Origin of the sequence: Bradyrhizobium sp., from assembly GCF_049581145.1 — a bacterium.
Taxonomy (GTDB): domain Bacteria; phylum Pseudomonadota; class Alphaproteobacteria; order Rhizobiales; family Xanthobacteraceae; genus Bradyrhizobium.
Genome location: NZ_JBAURI010000167.1, coordinates 1 through 14,949 on the forward strand (window position 1 = coordinate 1; position 14,949 = coordinate 14,949).

Sequence of the window (14,949 nt, forward strand, 5' to 3'; positions counted from 1 at the left end):
CGGCCTGGTCGGCGGCAGCGGGCTGCTCCTCGGAGTCGTCCTCCTCGGCTTCGCCATCCTCAACCGTCGTGGCCGCGGTCGGGACGGCTTCGACGGCTGCGACGTCCTGATCCTCGCGGGCTGGTCCGCCTTCCCGCGTTTCGCCATTGGCGCGACCGCGCCGGCGGCGGCGGCGCTTGCGGCGCGGCTGTTCGCCTTCGCCCTCGCTCGCCTCGCCGGAGGCGAGCTCATCGGCGAGCCCTTCGGTCTCCTCGGTTTCCACTTCGGCTTCGAGTTCGATATCGAACGGCTCTTCGTCGTCGAAGGCTTCCTCGACCTGCGGCGGCGAGGCCGCCGCTTGGGCCGCCAGCAGCGCCTTCGCCGCTTCCAGCGTATGCACCTGCTCGCCGCGATCGATGATGTAGGATTGTTGACCGCTGACGGTCGGGTCGGCGATCACCGAAAGCGTGACCTTGAAGCTGCTTTCAAGATCGCGCAGATGGCCGCGCTTGTGATTGAGCACATACAGCGCGACGTCGGTGCGGGTGCGTACCACGAGATTATGGGTCGCGCCCTTCATCAGGATCTCCTCGAGACCCCGCAGCAACTGCAGCGCCACCGACGACACCGAGCGGACGTGCCCGGTGCCGCCGCATTGCGAGCAGGGCTCGGTCGAGCTCTCCAGCACGCTGGCGCGGATGCGCTGGCGCGACATTTCGAGCAGGCCAAAATGCGAGATCCGGCCGACCTGGATGCGGGCGCGGTCCTGCCTCAGGCAATCGGACAGCTTGCGCTCCACCGAGCGGTTGTTGCGCTTCTCGTCCATATCGATGAAGTCGATGACGATCAGGCCTGCGAGATCGCGCAGGCGCAGCTGGCGCGCGACTTCCTCGGCGGCCTCCATATTGGTCTTGAGCGCGGTGTCCTCGATGTGATGTTCGCGGGTGGCACGGCCCGAATTGACGTCGATCGAGACCAGTGCCTCTGTCTGGTTGATCACGATATAGCCGCCCGAACGCAACTGCACCGTCGGCGAGAACATCGCATCGAGCTGGCTTTCCACCCCCATCCGCGAGAACAGCGGCTGGCCGTCGCGATACTGTTTCACCACCCGCACGTTGGAGGGCATCAGCATCTTCATGAAGTCGTGGGCTTCGCGGTAGCCGGCTTCGCCGGCGACCAGGATCTCGTCGATCTCCTTGTTGTAGAGATCGCGTAGCGAGCGCTTGATCAGCGAGCCTTCCTCATAGACCAGGGTCGGCGCCTGCGACTTCAGCGTCAGGTCGCGCACCGTTTCCCACATCCGGATCAGGTACTCGAAGTCGCGCTTGATCTCCGGCTTGGTGCGGGAGGCGCCCGCGGTGCGCAGGATGATGCCCATGCCTTCGGGCACATCGAGATCCTGCACCACTTCCTTGAGCCGGGAGCGGTCCTGGGCCGAGGTGATCTTGCGGCTGATGCCGCCGCCGCGCGCGGTGTTCGGCATCAGGACGGCGTAGCGGCCGGCGAGCGACAGATAGGTCGTCAGCGCCGCACCCTTGTTGCCGCGCTCCTCCTTGACGACCTGCACCAGCATCACCTGCCGACGCTTGATGACCTCCTGAATCTTGTACTGGCGACGCGGCCGGAACGGGCGCTCCGGCACCTCTTCCAGCACGTCGTCGCCGCCGACGGACTCGACGACTTCTTCCTCGGCGTCTTCGTCGTCATCTTCGTCGTCGTCATGGCCTTCGTCGCCGCGCCCGACCGCGGCATCCTCGGAACGGGCCGCCTCGTGCCCCGCGCCGCTGGATTCCGAATGACTGGTCCCGGAATCATCGATCTCGAATTCATGGGGCTCGGATTCATGACGCTCGGAAGCGTGGTGCTCGGAATCATGGAGCTCGGCGTCATGGTCGTGGGCGGCGTGAGTTGCCTCGTCGTCATGCGCGGCAGCTTCCCCCGCATGCTCCTGATCATGAGCGTCGGGGTCATGCGCATCCGCGGCATCGGTTTGGCCCGTCATCGGAACGCCGATGGTCAGGAAATCGATCGCGCTGGCAGATTCCAGATCAGGATGCGCGTCGGTGACCGGGATTGCGCCCGGCAGGTGCGCGTGCGCCTCGTCCTCATGGTCGTCGTGATCGTCATGCTCAGCATGGTCGTCATGATGGTGGGCATCGTCGTGCGCATGATCATGATCCTCGTGGTCATGACCGGCGTCGTGATGCTCGGCCTCGGCGTGGTGATCGAGGACCTCGCCGCTTTCGGCGTGCAGATGCTCAATGCCCTCGGGCGCGTGGTGGCCGTCCTCGCCGGTCGACGGCTGAGTCGCCTTGGCCTGCTCGGGGTCGGCGTGCTCGATGACCGGGCTCTGCACGCGCTCGCCATTGCCGCGACGGCGCGAACTGCGATGCCGCGAACGCTTGCGGTTGGACCGGTTTTCGCTCTCCTCTTCGGCCTCACGATGGGCTCGCTCGTCGGCCTCGATCAGGGCCTGACGGTCGGCGACCGGGATCTGGTAGTAGTCGGGATGGATTTCGCTGAAGGCCAGGAAGCCGTGGCGGTTGCCGCCATATTCGACGAACGCCGCCTGAAGCGATGGCTCGACCCGCGTGACCTTGGCGAGGTAGATGTTGCCGCGCAGTTGCTTGCGCTGGGCGGTCTCGAAGTCAAATTCCTCGACGCGATTGCCGCGGACCACGACAACCCGGGTCTCTTCCGGATGGGTAGCGTCGATCAACATTTTGTTTGGCATTTTTAAGCTCTTGGAGGCGACGGACGCGTTTGGCCGAGAGCGCGCATCGCGCCGCCGGGTGACGCGACGGTCCACCTGATTCGGGGGTGAGGGGAAGGCCGAAACGCAACCAGAGGCGCCGCGCCGAACGCGAACCCGGCGCAAGAAAGCGTCGTCCGGAGCTGGCGCTCCGCTTCGACGCGGATCTTCCGCAGGGTTTGGTCGGCAAATCAATCTGGCGCATCAGGCGTCGGCCCGTCTGGAACACGATGGCGGCAGGTGCCGCCCTTTTTGGTCGCTGAAGGCCAAGGTGTGGCGCCGAAGCGCTCGCCTAACACCGAATCCGGGCCCCGACGGGGTCCGGATATCAGGCTGTGCCGCCTTTCAAGGCCGTCCCCGGATACTATCAAGAGTGGCCTGGGACAGGACGCCGCTCGGGCTCGAAACCGTCCCCTCTAGGCGGCCGCGCGCTGCGCTGGCGACAGGGGGGTATGGAAAACGCGGGAATCTTCCTGAATTCGAAGGTTCCCGCGCGGCACGGGAGGCTGAATGCGACACAACCGGGAGTATTAGCCGTCAGCAGCTTTTTACATACGTGGATTGTCCGGCCGACGCAAGGGAAGCCGTCGGCTGCCCCCTGTACCGCCGCTTATCCACCAAAAGCCCATTAAATGACCATTAACCTTGGGGTTCTAATGCGGTAAAAGGGCCCCCCTCGGAGGCACTGAATTCATTGGCGAGGTACGCAAATCATCCGGCTTTGATGGGAGCTGCACTATTGTGCGCTGCGGCATGGGGGTGCGTCCACATCGCGCCGGCGCGCGCCACCGAGTCCGTCGGCGCGCCTGCTGCGGCAACGCGTATTCCCATCGTCACCGACGCCCGATTGGCCGGCGACGGCAAGCAGACCCGTTTCGTCCTCGATCTCGACAAGGCCATTCAATTCCGCGCCTTTACGCTCGCCGATCCGTATCGCGTAGTGGTCGACATCCCCCAGGTCAGTTTCCACCTGCCGGAGGGGACCGGTATGTCTGGCCGTGGCCTGATCAAGGCGTTCCGCTACGGGATGGTGATGCCGGGAGGATCGCGAATCGTGTTCGATCTGGCCGGACCGGCGCGAATCGCCAATTCCTACGTGCTCGATTCGGCAAACGGGCAGCCGACTCGATTGGTGCTGGAGCTGGAGGCGGTCGACGGCGCGACCTTCGCCCAATCGCTGGGAACGCAAACCCAGTCCGAGTCCAGGACCGGAATAGGGACCGAAACAAGCACCGAATCGAAGGCCGAACCTGAGCCCGAGCCAAGGCCCACGCCGCCAGTGGCAGACGCCACGCCGGTCGTGTCCTCAGCGCCCGTTGGTTCAGCTCCAGTGATTTCGACCCGGGCAATAGTCGCCGCGCCCTCCATCGCCGCGCCCTCCATCTCGACGCCGGAAACTGCGCCCGTGGCCAAGCCGGCGCCTGCGGATACACGGCCGGTGGTCGTGATCGATCCCGGCCATGGCGGCGTCGATAACGGGACGCAGTCGGGCGGCGAGATCATCGAAAAAGACATTGTGCTGGCGTTTGCCCAGGCGTTGCGCGATCGGCTGGAGAAGAGCGGCAAATATCATGTCGTCATGACCCGCACCGACGATACCTTCATCCCGCTCGCCGACCGCGTGCAGGTCGCGCACGGCCAGGGCGCGGCCCTGTTCATTTCGATCCATGCCGATGCCTTGCCGAAGGGCGAGGGCGAGGCGGAGGGAGCCACGATCTACACGCTGTCCGACAGGGCGTCCGACGCCGAGGCCGAACGGCTGGCCGAGAACGAAAACCGCGCTGACGCGATTGGCGGCGTCAATCTGACGGAGGCGCCCGTCGACGTCGCCGACATCCTGATCGACCTCGCCCAGCGCGAAACGCGCACGTTTTCAAACCGGTTTGCCCGGATTTTGATGGGTGAGATGAAGACCGCAGTGAAGCTGCACAAGCGTCCGCTGAAGTCGGCGGGCTTTCGGGTCCTGAAGGCCGCCGACGTGCCATCGGTGCTGGTTGAGCTCGGCTATGTCTCGAACAAGCAGGATCTCGACAACATGGTGTCGGACAGCTGGCGGACCCGCGCCGTCGGCTCGATGGCGCGCGCGATCGACATCTTCCTGGCCAAGCGGCTGGCGACGGCCGCGCCAGCCAACTGATGAGGAAACTGATCCGGCAATCGAACAGCGCAGACTGAGCGGACCGAAAAGGTGAAGCCAAGGGAACCGACAAAGCGGCCGCAAAGCCCTAGTTTGGCCACAGCCAAGGCCCTATAAAACGGGACAAATCAAGCGCGGCGCGAGGCAAATCGATCGCGATCGCGGCAGTTCTAAAGTATTGAAAATATTGTAAGTCCGTGAAATTTGCCAATTGAAGAAAGGCGCCTGAAGCTGCGGCGCAGCGTTGGAACGGATCATAGCTGATGCGCTTGGTGGTGCGGTTTTTGGGTTTCCTGTTTGCCGCGGGGACCGTCCTGTTCCTGGTTGGCGTCGCGGCGGCTGCGGGACTGATCTGGCATTTCTCCAAGGATTTGCCGGACTATTCTCAGCTCCAGGACTATGAGCCGCCGGTGATGACGCGCATTCACGCCGCCGACGGAGCGCTGCTGGGCGAATATGCCAGGGAACGGCGGCTGTATCTGCCGATCCAGGCGGTTCCGAAACTCGTGATCAACGCGTTCCTCGCGGCCGAAGACAAGAACTTCTACGAGCATGGCGGCATCGATCCGTCCGGCATGCTGCGCGCCGCATTGCTGTATGCGGAGAATTACGGCTCGAACCGCCGCCCGCAGGGTGCTTCCACCATCACCCAGCAGGTCGCGAAGAACTTCCTCCTGAACAACGAAGTGTCGTTCACCCGCAAGATCAAGGAAGCCTTGCTGGCGATGCGGATCGAGCGCGCCTATTCCAAGGACAAGATCCTGGAGCTCTATCTCAACGAGATCTATCTCGGCCTTGGCGCCTATGGCATCGCCGCCGCCTCGCTGGTCTATTTCGACAAATCGGTCAATGAGCTGACGGTCGCCGAGGCCGCCTATCTGGCGGCGCTGCCGAAGGCGCCGGCCGGCCTGCATCCGGTCAAGAACCATGATCGCGCGATCGAGCGCCGCAACTATGTGATCGATCGTCTGCTGGAGAATGGCTGGATCAAGCAGGCCGATGCCGACCAGGCGCGCAAGGACCCGTTGATCGTCACCAACCGCACCAATGGCGCGCACATCTTCGCCGGCGAATATTTCGCCGAGGAGGTCCGGCGCGACATCTTCGAGCGCTACGGCGAAAAGAAGCTCTACGAGGGCGGGCTGTCGGTGCGTACCACGCTCGACCCCAAGATCCAGCTGGAAGCCCGCAAGACCATGGTGGCCGGCCTCGTCAGGTATGACGAGGAGCAGGGCTACCGCGGTCCGATCAGCAAGCTCGATATCTCCGGCGACTGGGGCGTCAAACTGGCCGACATCAAGTCGCTGTCGGACATTTCGCCATGGCGGATGGCGGTGGTGCTCGAAACCAACGACCAGTCCGCCCGCGTCGGATTCCAGCCCGGCCGCGAACTGGGTGGCGCGGTCAACAAGGATCGCGAAACCGGGCTCGTCTCGCTCGATGGCGTCAAATGGGCCAAGGCCGCCTCGGGTCCGGCCCGCGGCAGGACGCCGACGACGGTGTCGCAGGTGCTGGCGCCCGGCGACGTGATCTATGTCGACCCGCTGTTCAGGGACGGCAATCCGGTCGAAGGCCAGTACCGCCTGGAGCAGCTGCCGGAAGTGTCCGGCGCGATGGTGGCGATGGATCCATGGACCGGTCGCGTGCTGGCCATGGTCGGCGGCTTCTCGTTCGACCAGAGCCAGTTCAACCGCGCGACCCAGGCCTATCGGCAGCCTGGCTCCTCGTTCAAGCCGATCGTGTACTCGGCCGCGCTCGACAATGGCTACACGCCGTCGACGGTGGTAGTCGACGCGCCGATCGAGATTGACCAGGGGCAAGGCGGCGGCGTCTGGCGCCCGGAGAATTTTTCGAACGGCAAGTATCAAGGGCCGACCACGCTGAGAAACGCGCTCAGGCTTTCCTTGAATACGGTGACCGTGCGGCTCGCGCAGGACATCGGCATGCCCTTGATCTCCGAATACGCCAAGCGCTTCGGCGTCTATGACGAATTGCCGAACTATCTGTCCTATGCGCTCGGCGCCGGCGAGACGACCGTGATGCGAATGGTCACGGCCTATTCGATGATCGCCAATGGCGGACGCCGCGTGAAGCCGACCTTTATCGACCGCATCCAGGACCGTTACGGCCACACCATCTTCAGGCATGACGCGCGCGAATGCCGCGGCTGCGACGCGCCGGAGGGCTGGAAGAACCAGCCCGAGCCGCAGCTCGTCGACCGCCGCGAACAGGTGCTCGATACGATGACGGCCTATCAGATCACCTCGATGCTGGAGGGCGTGGTGCAACGCGGCACGGCCACCGTGGTGAGGGAAGTCGGCAAGCCGATTGCGGGCAAGACCGGCACCACCAACGAGGCCAAGGATGCCTGGTTCGTCGGCTTCTCGCCCGACCTCGTGGTCGGCATCTATGTCGGCTACGACAAGCCCCGCCCGCTGGGCAGGGGCAATGCGGCGACCGGCGGTCATATCGCCGCGCCGATCGCTCGCGACTTCCTCAAGCTTGCGCTTGCCGACAAGCCACCGACTCCGTTCAAGATCCCGGCCGGCATCAAGCTGATCCGCGTCGACTCCAAGACCGGCCTGCGCGCAGGCCCGGGCGATTCCGGCAACGTCATCCTGGAGGCCTTCAAACCGGGCACCGCGCCGCCGGATAACTACTCGGTGATCGGCGTCGCCGATGCCGACAGCCGCTCCATGACGGCCGCGCCCGACGCCGGCAATATCATGCGCCCGGGGACGGGCGGGCTCTACTAGCCAAGCATCATCAGGACGTCGGACCCGCCGGGCATCTGCAATCATGCCGGACAGGGCCCGATTCGCCACCCACACCAAGCTCAAAACGGATATTCGATCATGCGCGTGCTAGTGCGATTCCTGGGTTTTCTGTTCGCCGCGGGAACTGTTTTGTCTCTTGCGGGTGTCGCCGCGGTTGCGGCGCTGATCTGGCATTTCACCAAGGATTTGCCGGACTATTCCCAGCTGCAGGTTTACGAGCCGCCCGTGATGACCCGCATTCACGCCGCCGACGGATCGCTGCTCGCCGAATATGCCAGGGAACGCCGGCTGTATCTGCCGATCCAGGCCGTTCCGAAACTGGTCACCAACGCCTTCCTGGCCGCGGAGGACAAGAATTTCTACGAGCACGGCGGTGTCGACCCATCCGGCATGCTGCGCGCGGCCTTGCTTTATGTCGAGAACTACGGATCCAACCGTCGCCCGCAGGGCGCCTCCACGATCACCCAGCAGGTGGCGAAGAACTTCTTCTTCACCAACGAGGTTTCGTTCACCCGCAAGATCAAGGAAGCCTTGCTGGCGATGCGGATCGAACGGGCCTACTCCAAGGACAAGATCCTCGAGCTTTATCTCAACGAGATCTATCTCGGCTTCGGAGCCTATGGCATCGCCGCGGCGTCGCTGGTCTATTTCGATAAGCCCGTTACCGAATTGACGGTCGCCGAGGCGGCCTTTCTGGCGGCGCTGCCGAAGGCGCCGGGAACGCTGAATCCGGTGAAGAACCACGACCGCGCCGTCGAGCGCCGCAATTACGTGATCGACCGTCTGTTGGAGAATGGCTGGATCAAGCAGGCCGAGGCCGACGAGGCGCGCAAGGATCCGTTGACCGTCACCAACCGGGCCACCAGCGCGCATATGTTCGCCGGCGAGTATTTCGCCGAGGAAGTACGGCGCGACGTCTTCGAGCGCTATGGCGAGAAGAAGCTCTATGAGGGCGGCCTGTCGGTGCGCACCACGCTCGACCCGAAAATCCAGATGGAAGCACGCAGGACCATGGTGGCCGGCCTCGTCAGGTATGACGAAGAGCAGGGCTACCGCGGTCCGATCAGCAAGCTCGACATCTCCGGCGATTGGGGCGTGAAACTCGCCGACATCAAATCGCTGTCGGATATTTCGCCATGGCGGATGGCGGTGGTGCTGGAGACCAGCGACCAGTCGGCGCGCATCGGCTTTCAGCCCGGCCGCGACCTGGGCGGCGCTCTCAGCAAGGACCGGCAGACCGGCATCATCACGCTGGACGGCGTCAGATGGGCGAGGGCGGCCGGCCCGGTGAAGGGCAAGATGCCAACCCAGGTGTCGCGCGTTCTCAGTCCGGGCGACGTGATCTATGTCGACCCGCTGATCTCGAAGGACGGCGTGGCAGTGGAAGGCCAGTATCGGCTGCGGCAGTTGCCGGAAATTTCCGGCGCCATGGTGGTGATGGATCCGTGGACCGGCCGCGTGCTGGCCATGGTCGGCGGCTTCTCGTTCGACCAGAGCCAGTTCAACCGCGCGACCCAGGCCTATCGGCAGCCGGGATCGACCATCAAACCGATCGTTTATGCCTCCGCGATCGACAACGGCTATACGCCGGCGAGCGTGCTGCTCGATGGGCCGGTCGAGATCGACCAGGGGCCGGGCGGCGGCGTCTGGCAGCCGGAAAACTTTTCAGTCGGTAAATATTACGGCCCGACCACGCTCCGTAACGCCCTGAAGCATTCATTGAACACGGTGACCGTGCGGCTGTCGCAGGATATCGGCATGCCCCTGATCGGAGAATACGCCAGGCGCTTCGGCATCTATGACGACGAGCCGCTCCCGCCTCCATCCTATGCGCTCGGCGCCGGCGAGACCACCGTGATGCGGATGGTGACGGCCTATTCGATCTTCGCCAATGGCGGACGGCGCGTGAAGGCGACCTTGATCGATCGTATCCAGGATCGTTACGGCCACACCATCTTCAGACACGACGCGCGCGAGTGCCGCGGCTGCGACGCCCCCGAGGGCTGGAAAAATCAGCCCGAGCCTCAGCTTGTCGATCACCGCGAGCAGGTGCTCGATACCCTGACAGCCTATCAGATCACGTCCATGCTGGAGGGCGTGGTGCAGGGCGGCACCGCAACGGTCATGCGCGAGGTCGGCAAGCCGATCGCCGGCAAGACCGGCACCACCAATGACGCAAAAGACCTCTGGTTCGTCGGCTTCTCCCCCGATCTCGTGGTCGGCCTCTATGTCGGCTACGACAAGCCGCGCAGTCTGGGCCGAGAGGCGCAAGCAGGCCACACCGCCGCGCCGATCGCCCGCGACTTCATGAAGCTCGCGCTTGCCGACAAGCCCGCCACGCCGTTCCGCATCCCCGTTGGTATCAAGATCGTCGAGGTCGACGCCAAGACGGGAATGCGCGCGGGTCCGGGCGACAGCGGCAACACCATCCGGGAATACTTCAAGCCGGGAACGGCACCGTCGGACAATTACGCGCTGATGGGCGTGGCCGATTCCGACGGCCGCTCGGCGGCCGTCACACCGGATGCCGACCGGACCATCCTGCGCCCCGGAACCGGCGGGCTATATTAGGGACCGCGATGAGATGGATTGCGCTTTGCGCCGCCCGCCGCTACATCCGTTCTGATCCTGGCGGCTCGCGCCGCAGATGAGAGAGCCCATGCGCGCCGAAATCGAACGTCTAGTTGAAGAGATCAAGCAGTCGGTCGGGCTGCTGAGGAGGCATCTTTGACGTCGAGGCATCGACGGCACGGCTCGCCGAGCTGAACAAGCTCACCGAAGATCCCAATCTCTGGAACGACCCCCAGAAGGCCCAGAAGCTGATGCAGGAGCGCACCTCGCTGGAGGATGCGCTGTCCGGCATCGGCAAGGTCGAGCGTGAACTCGAGGACGACATCGGCATGATCGAGCTCGGCGAAGCCGAGAACGATACGGGCGTGGTCGCCGAGGCCGAAAACGCGCTGAAAGCCCTGAAGAAGGAAGTCGCCCGGCGCGAGCTGGAAGCCCTTCTGTCGGGCGAAGCCGACCGCTTCGATTCCTATCTCGAGGTTCACGCCGGCGCCGGCGGCACCGAGAGCCAGGATTGGGCGCAGATGCTGTTGCGCATGTATACGCGCTGGGCCGAAAAGCACGGCTTCAAGATCGAATATCTCGAGGAGACCCAGGGCGAAGAGGCCGGCATCAAATCCGCCACCATCCAGATCTCCGGCCATAACGCCTATGGCTGGCTCAAGACCGAGGGCGGGGTGCACCGGCTGGTGCGGATCTCGCCGTTCGATTCCAATGCGCGCCGGCACACGTCGTTCTCCAGTGTCGCGGTATTCCCGGTGGTCGACGACAGCATCAAGATCGACATCAAGGAATCCGACGTGCGGACCGACACCATGCGCTCCGGCGGTGCCGGTGGCCAGCACGTCAACAAGACCGAATCCGCGGTCCGGCTCACCCACATTCCGACCGGGGTCGCGGTGGTGTGCCAGGCCGGCCGTTCCCAGCACAAGAACAAGGCGCAGGCCTGGGACATGCTGCGCGCGCGGCTCTATGAAATTGAATTGAAAAAGCGCGAGGAGCAGGCGGCCGCCGACCAGGCCGCCAAGACCGATATCGGCTGGGGCCACCAGATCCGCTCCTATGTGCTGCAACCCTATCAGATGGTGAAGGACCTGCGCACCGGCGTGCAGACCTCGGACACGTCAGGCGTGCTCGACGGCGACCTCGACGAGTTCATGGCCGCGACCCTGGCGCAACGCGCCTTTGGCACCTCGCCCGGCGCGGTCGAGGACGTGGATTAGTCCATGAGTCGCGTTGCGTTCATCGGACTCGGACGCATGGGACATGGCATGGCCGGCCGTTATCTCGAGAATGGCTTCAAGGTCAGCGTCTGGAATCGCAGCAGAGCGAAGGCGGACGATCTGATCGCGCGCGGCGCGCGGTGGGCGACGTCGCCCGAGGACGCTGCGATCGATGCGGATGCCGTTGTGACCATGGTCGCCGACGACGAGGCATCGCGCGCGGTGTGGCTCGGCAAGGACGGCGCGGTCGCGACCATGAAGTCCGGCACGCTGGCGATCGAATGCTCGACGGTTTCCTACGATCACAGCCGCGAATTGTCCCGCGAGCTCCATGCCCGCGGCCTGATCTTTATCGACTGTCCAGTCACCGGCCTGCCGGATGCGGCGGCAGGCGGGAAACTGACGTTGCTGGTCGGCGCCAATGCCGCCGATCTCGAGCGTGCGCGGCCTTATCTGGCGCCGATCGGCTCGACCATCCGGCATTTCGGCGAGGTCGGTGCCGGCACTGTCTACAAGCTGATCAACAATCTGATGGGCGCGATCCAGATCGCGGGGATCGCCGAGGGGCTTGCGATCGCCGAGCGGGCCGGCCTCGACATGAAGCTCGTGCTCGAGGCGGTCGAGAGCGGCGTTGCCGCGAGTCCGGCCGTGATCCGGCATTCCAGGCGCATGGTGGCACGGGATTTCGATGGCGCGACCTTCACCGCATCGCTGCGCCACAAGGACGCCGCTTATGCCGTGCGGCTGGCGGAAAGTCTGCTGGCGGCGACGCCGCTGACGGGCCGCGCGGCGGTCGAGGCTTACGCACGAGCGAAATCCGTCGCCCCCGATGACGACGAGGCCAGGATGATCGAGGTCGTGTCCCAGGCGAAATGATCGCGCGATCGCCGCTTCCGAGCCTGAAGGTGGCCCAGTGATCGGCAGCGCGTAGCTTCCGAGCGACGGACGCGTGCCGCATTGCTTCCGGCAGCGGACCGCTCCGCCGTTTCATTCGGCGGAATAAGCCGATGAAAAGCTGCGCTTGCCAGCGCGTGTGCGACTTGCGACACTTTTGCAAAATCAAATCGAACGGGGAGGGCACGATGCCTGCGCGTCTCACAAGCCTTTTTGTCACGGCGGTGCTCGTCGCCGCATTGACCGCCACCGCGGTCCGCGCGCAGAAGAAATACGACCCCGGCGCCAGCGATACCGAAATCAAGATCGGCAACATCATGCCCTATAGCGGGCCGGCGTCCTCCTATGGCGTGATCGGCAAGACGGAAGCCGCCTTCTTCAACATGATCAACGCACAAGGCGGCATCAACGGCCGCAAGATCAACTTCATCTCCTATGACGACGCCTACAGTCCGCCGAAGGCGATCGAACAGGCGCGCAAGCTGGTCGAGAGCGACGAGGTGCTCCTGATCTTCCAGTCGCTGGGAACGCCGTCCAATTCGGCGATCATGAAATACATGAACGCCAAGAAGGTGCCGCAGCTGTTCGTCGCCTCGGGCGGCACCAAGTTCGGAGACCCGAAGAATTTTCCCTGGACCATGGGCTTTCAGCCCAATTATCAGAGCGAAGGCCGCATCTACGCCAAATACATTCTCGAGCATTTCCCGGACTCCAAGATCGCGGTGTTCTGGCAGAACGACGATGCCGGCAAGGACCAGTACAAGGGGTTGAAGGACGGCCTCGGCGACAAGATCGGCATGATCGTCGCCGATAAATCCTATGAGGTCAGCGACCCCTCGATCGATTCCCAGATCGTCGCGCTGCACGATTCGGGCGCCGACATCTTCTTCTCCTGGGCGGCGCCGAAAGGGTCGGCCCAGGCGATCCGCAAGGTTGGCGAACTCGGCTGGAAACCGAAATTCTTTCTCGCCAATACCGCGACTACGGTGGCCTCGGTGCTGAAGCCGGCCGGCCTGGAATATTCCAAGGACATCATCTCGACCGCCTACATCAAGGATCCGACCGACCCGAAATGGAAGGACGATCCGGGCGTCAGGAAGTGGGCGGAATTCATGGACAAGTTCTCTCCGGATGGCGACAAGGCCAATGCCAATAACGCCTATGCTTACGTCGAGGGCCAGGCGATGGTGCAGGTCTTGAAGCAGTGCGGCGACAACCTGACGCGCGAGAACGTCATGAAGCAGGCCGCCAATTTGAAGGACTTCAGCTCCGACATGCTGTTGCCGGGGATCACGGTCAACACCTCACCGGACGATTATTTCCCGATCGAGCAGATGCAGCTGATGCGGTTCAACGGCGAGGCATGGGAGCTGTTCGGTCCGGTCATCAACGGCGAGGTCGGTCACTAACCGTCTAGCCGGCGCTCAGCCTTACGCCGGCACGCAGGAATTTCTGCGGATCGACGGCTTCGCCGTCGATCCGTGTTTCATAGTGCAGATGCGGGCCTGTCGAGCGGCCCGTCGAGCCGACCTCGCCGATCACCTGACCGATCTTGATGACATCGCCGACCTTGACGTTGATCTCCGACAGATGGCCGTAGCGGGTGGCGAGCCCATTGCCGTGGTCGATCTCGACCATGCGGCCGTAGCCGCCGCTCCAGCCCGCCGACACCACCTTGCCATTGGCGGTGGCGCGCACGGGATCGCCGATCTGGGCGCGGAAATCGAGACCGGTATGCATCGCCGGCCGGCCAAGGAACGGATCGGTGCGCACGCCGAAGCCCGAGGTGAATTCGACTTCGCCGACCACCGGCTTGCGATAGGGGACCTGCGCCAGCGTCCGGTTGAGCCGGTCCACCTGGGCGCGCGTCATGTTGGCGCGGTAGAGTTGGCGCTCGAACTGACCGGCGTCGGCGGGCAATTTCACCGGAATGAACGGCCCGCCCATCGGCGCGCGCGGCGCGGCGGCTTCCAGCTGCGTCATGTCGAGGCCCAGATCGGAAATGACGCCGCGCATGCGGCGGACCTTCGATTCCATGCCATCTTCGTATGAATTGAGCGCCGCGAACTGGCGGCTCTCGACCTTGTCGAGCGAGTTCTGCAGCCGGACGAGAACGTTGTCGACGCCCTTGTTGTCGGCGAATTGCTTCTGCGGGGCGTTTGCTGCGATCGGCGCCCGCGATTCCAGGCGTGCCTCGCGGTCGGGAGGCGCCACGAAGATGACGGTATCGTTGATAGGCGACGGCTTAGGCGTCGACCCGGTGGGATCCGGCACGGCTCCGTGCGAGGGTTTGATCGATCCGGTGATATCGGGAATCGTGCCGAGCGCGGCGGCGCGCGATTCCAGCGCCGTCTGCCGGTGCATGATCTGGTCGAGCTTCTGGCCAAACTGCTCTTGATCCAGCAACTGGCGACTGGTCGTGCGATCGATCTTGGCGCGCAGGTCCGCGATGCGGTCCTCGTAGGCGTATTGCATGTCCGCCTGGCGGGCGATCAGCCGGGTCAGGACGTCGTCACGGAAGGCGAAATAGGTCGCGGTCGCCGCCGTCCAGATCCCCAGCAGTGTCACGGTGCCGACCAGGATCCAGAACACCACCGGCCCGAACCGGACCTGTTT

Annotated in this window: 8 protein-coding genes; 6 read left to right on the plus strand and 2 right to left on the minus strand. The window is 64.1% G+C overall.

Annotation, left to right across the window (positions count from 1 at the left end; translation table 11 throughout):
• Positions 1 to 2,716 (minus strand): Rne/Rng family ribonuclease (locus tag WCB02_RS05520; RefSeq protein WP_423956832.1); only part of this gene is annotated, 2,716 nt, incomplete at its 3' end.
• A gap of 712 nt (positions 2,717 to 3,428) precedes the next feature.
• Between WCB02_RS05520 and WCB02_RS05525 the strand changes: the two genes are divergently transcribed.
• The 6 genes from WCB02_RS05525 (at position 3,429) to WCB02_RS05550 (ending at position 13,742) form a co-directional block, all read left to right on the plus strand.
• The gene (locus tag WCB02_RS05525; RefSeq protein ID WP_423956833.1) at positions 3,429 to 4,871 is read left to right on the plus strand and encodes an N-acetylmuramoyl-L-alanine amidase; all 1,443 of its coding nucleotides are present in this window, start codon (positions 3,429 to 3,431) and stop codon (positions 4,869 to 4,871) included.
• A 263-nt stretch (positions 4,872 to 5,134) separates the two neighbouring features.
• Entirely contained in the window at positions 5,135 to 7,627 is a 2,493-nt protein-coding gene (locus tag WCB02_RS05530) for a penicillin-binding protein 1A (RefSeq protein ID WP_423956834.1), read from the plus strand.
• A gap of 99 nt (positions 7,628 to 7,726) precedes the next feature.
• Positions 7,727 to 10,219, plus strand: coding sequence for a penicillin-binding protein 1A (locus WCB02_RS05535; protein ID WP_423956835.1), 2,493 nt, complete (start codon positions 7,727 to 7,729; stop codon positions 10,217 to 10,219).
• Positions 10,220 to 10,307: 88 nt separating this feature from the next.
• A protein-coding gene (prfB, locus tag WCB02_RS05540) for a peptide chain release factor 2 (protein ID WP_423956836.1) occupies positions 10,308 to 11,439 on the plus strand; the annotation gives its coding sequence in 2 pieces (ribosomal slippage) (positions 10,308 to 10,376 and positions 10,378 to 11,439; 1,131 coding nt in all).
• Positions 11,440 to 11,442: 3 nt separating this feature from the next.
• Positions 11,443 to 12,315, plus strand: a complete 873-nt coding sequence (locus WCB02_RS05545; protein ID WP_423956837.1) for an NAD(P)-dependent oxidoreductase — start codon at positions 11,443 to 11,445, stop codon at positions 12,313 to 12,315.
• A gap of 206 nt (positions 12,316 to 12,521) precedes the next feature.
• Positions 12,522 to 13,742, plus strand: coding sequence for an ABC transporter substrate-binding protein (locus WCB02_RS05550; RefSeq protein WP_423956838.1), 1,221 nt, complete (start codon positions 12,522 to 12,524; stop codon positions 13,740 to 13,742).
• 4 nt (positions 13,743 to 13,746) lie between these two features.
• Here the strand turns inward: WCB02_RS05550 and WCB02_RS05555 are convergent.
• Positions 13,747 to 14,949: M23 family metallopeptidase (locus WCB02_RS05555; RefSeq protein ID WP_423956839.1), on the minus strand; the 1,203-nt coding region annotated here is incomplete at its 5' end.

Coding starts and splice junctions, on each gene's coding strand:
- WCB02_RS05530 (WP_423956834.1), top strand. CDS start 5,135: ATGCGCTTGGTGGTGCGGTTTTTGGGTTTCCTGTTTGCCGCGGGGACC.
- WCB02_RS05535 (WP_423956835.1), top strand. CDS start 7,727: ATGCGCGTGCTAGTGCGATTCCTGGGTTTTCTGTTCGCCGCGGGAACT.
- WCB02_RS05545 (WP_423956837.1), top strand. CDS start 11,443: ATGAGTCGCGTTGCGTTCATCGGACTCGGACGCATGGGACATGGCATG.
- WCB02_RS05550 (WP_423956838.1), top strand. CDS start 12,522: ATGCCTGCGCGTCTCACAAGCCTTTTTGTCACGGCGGTGCTCGTCGCC.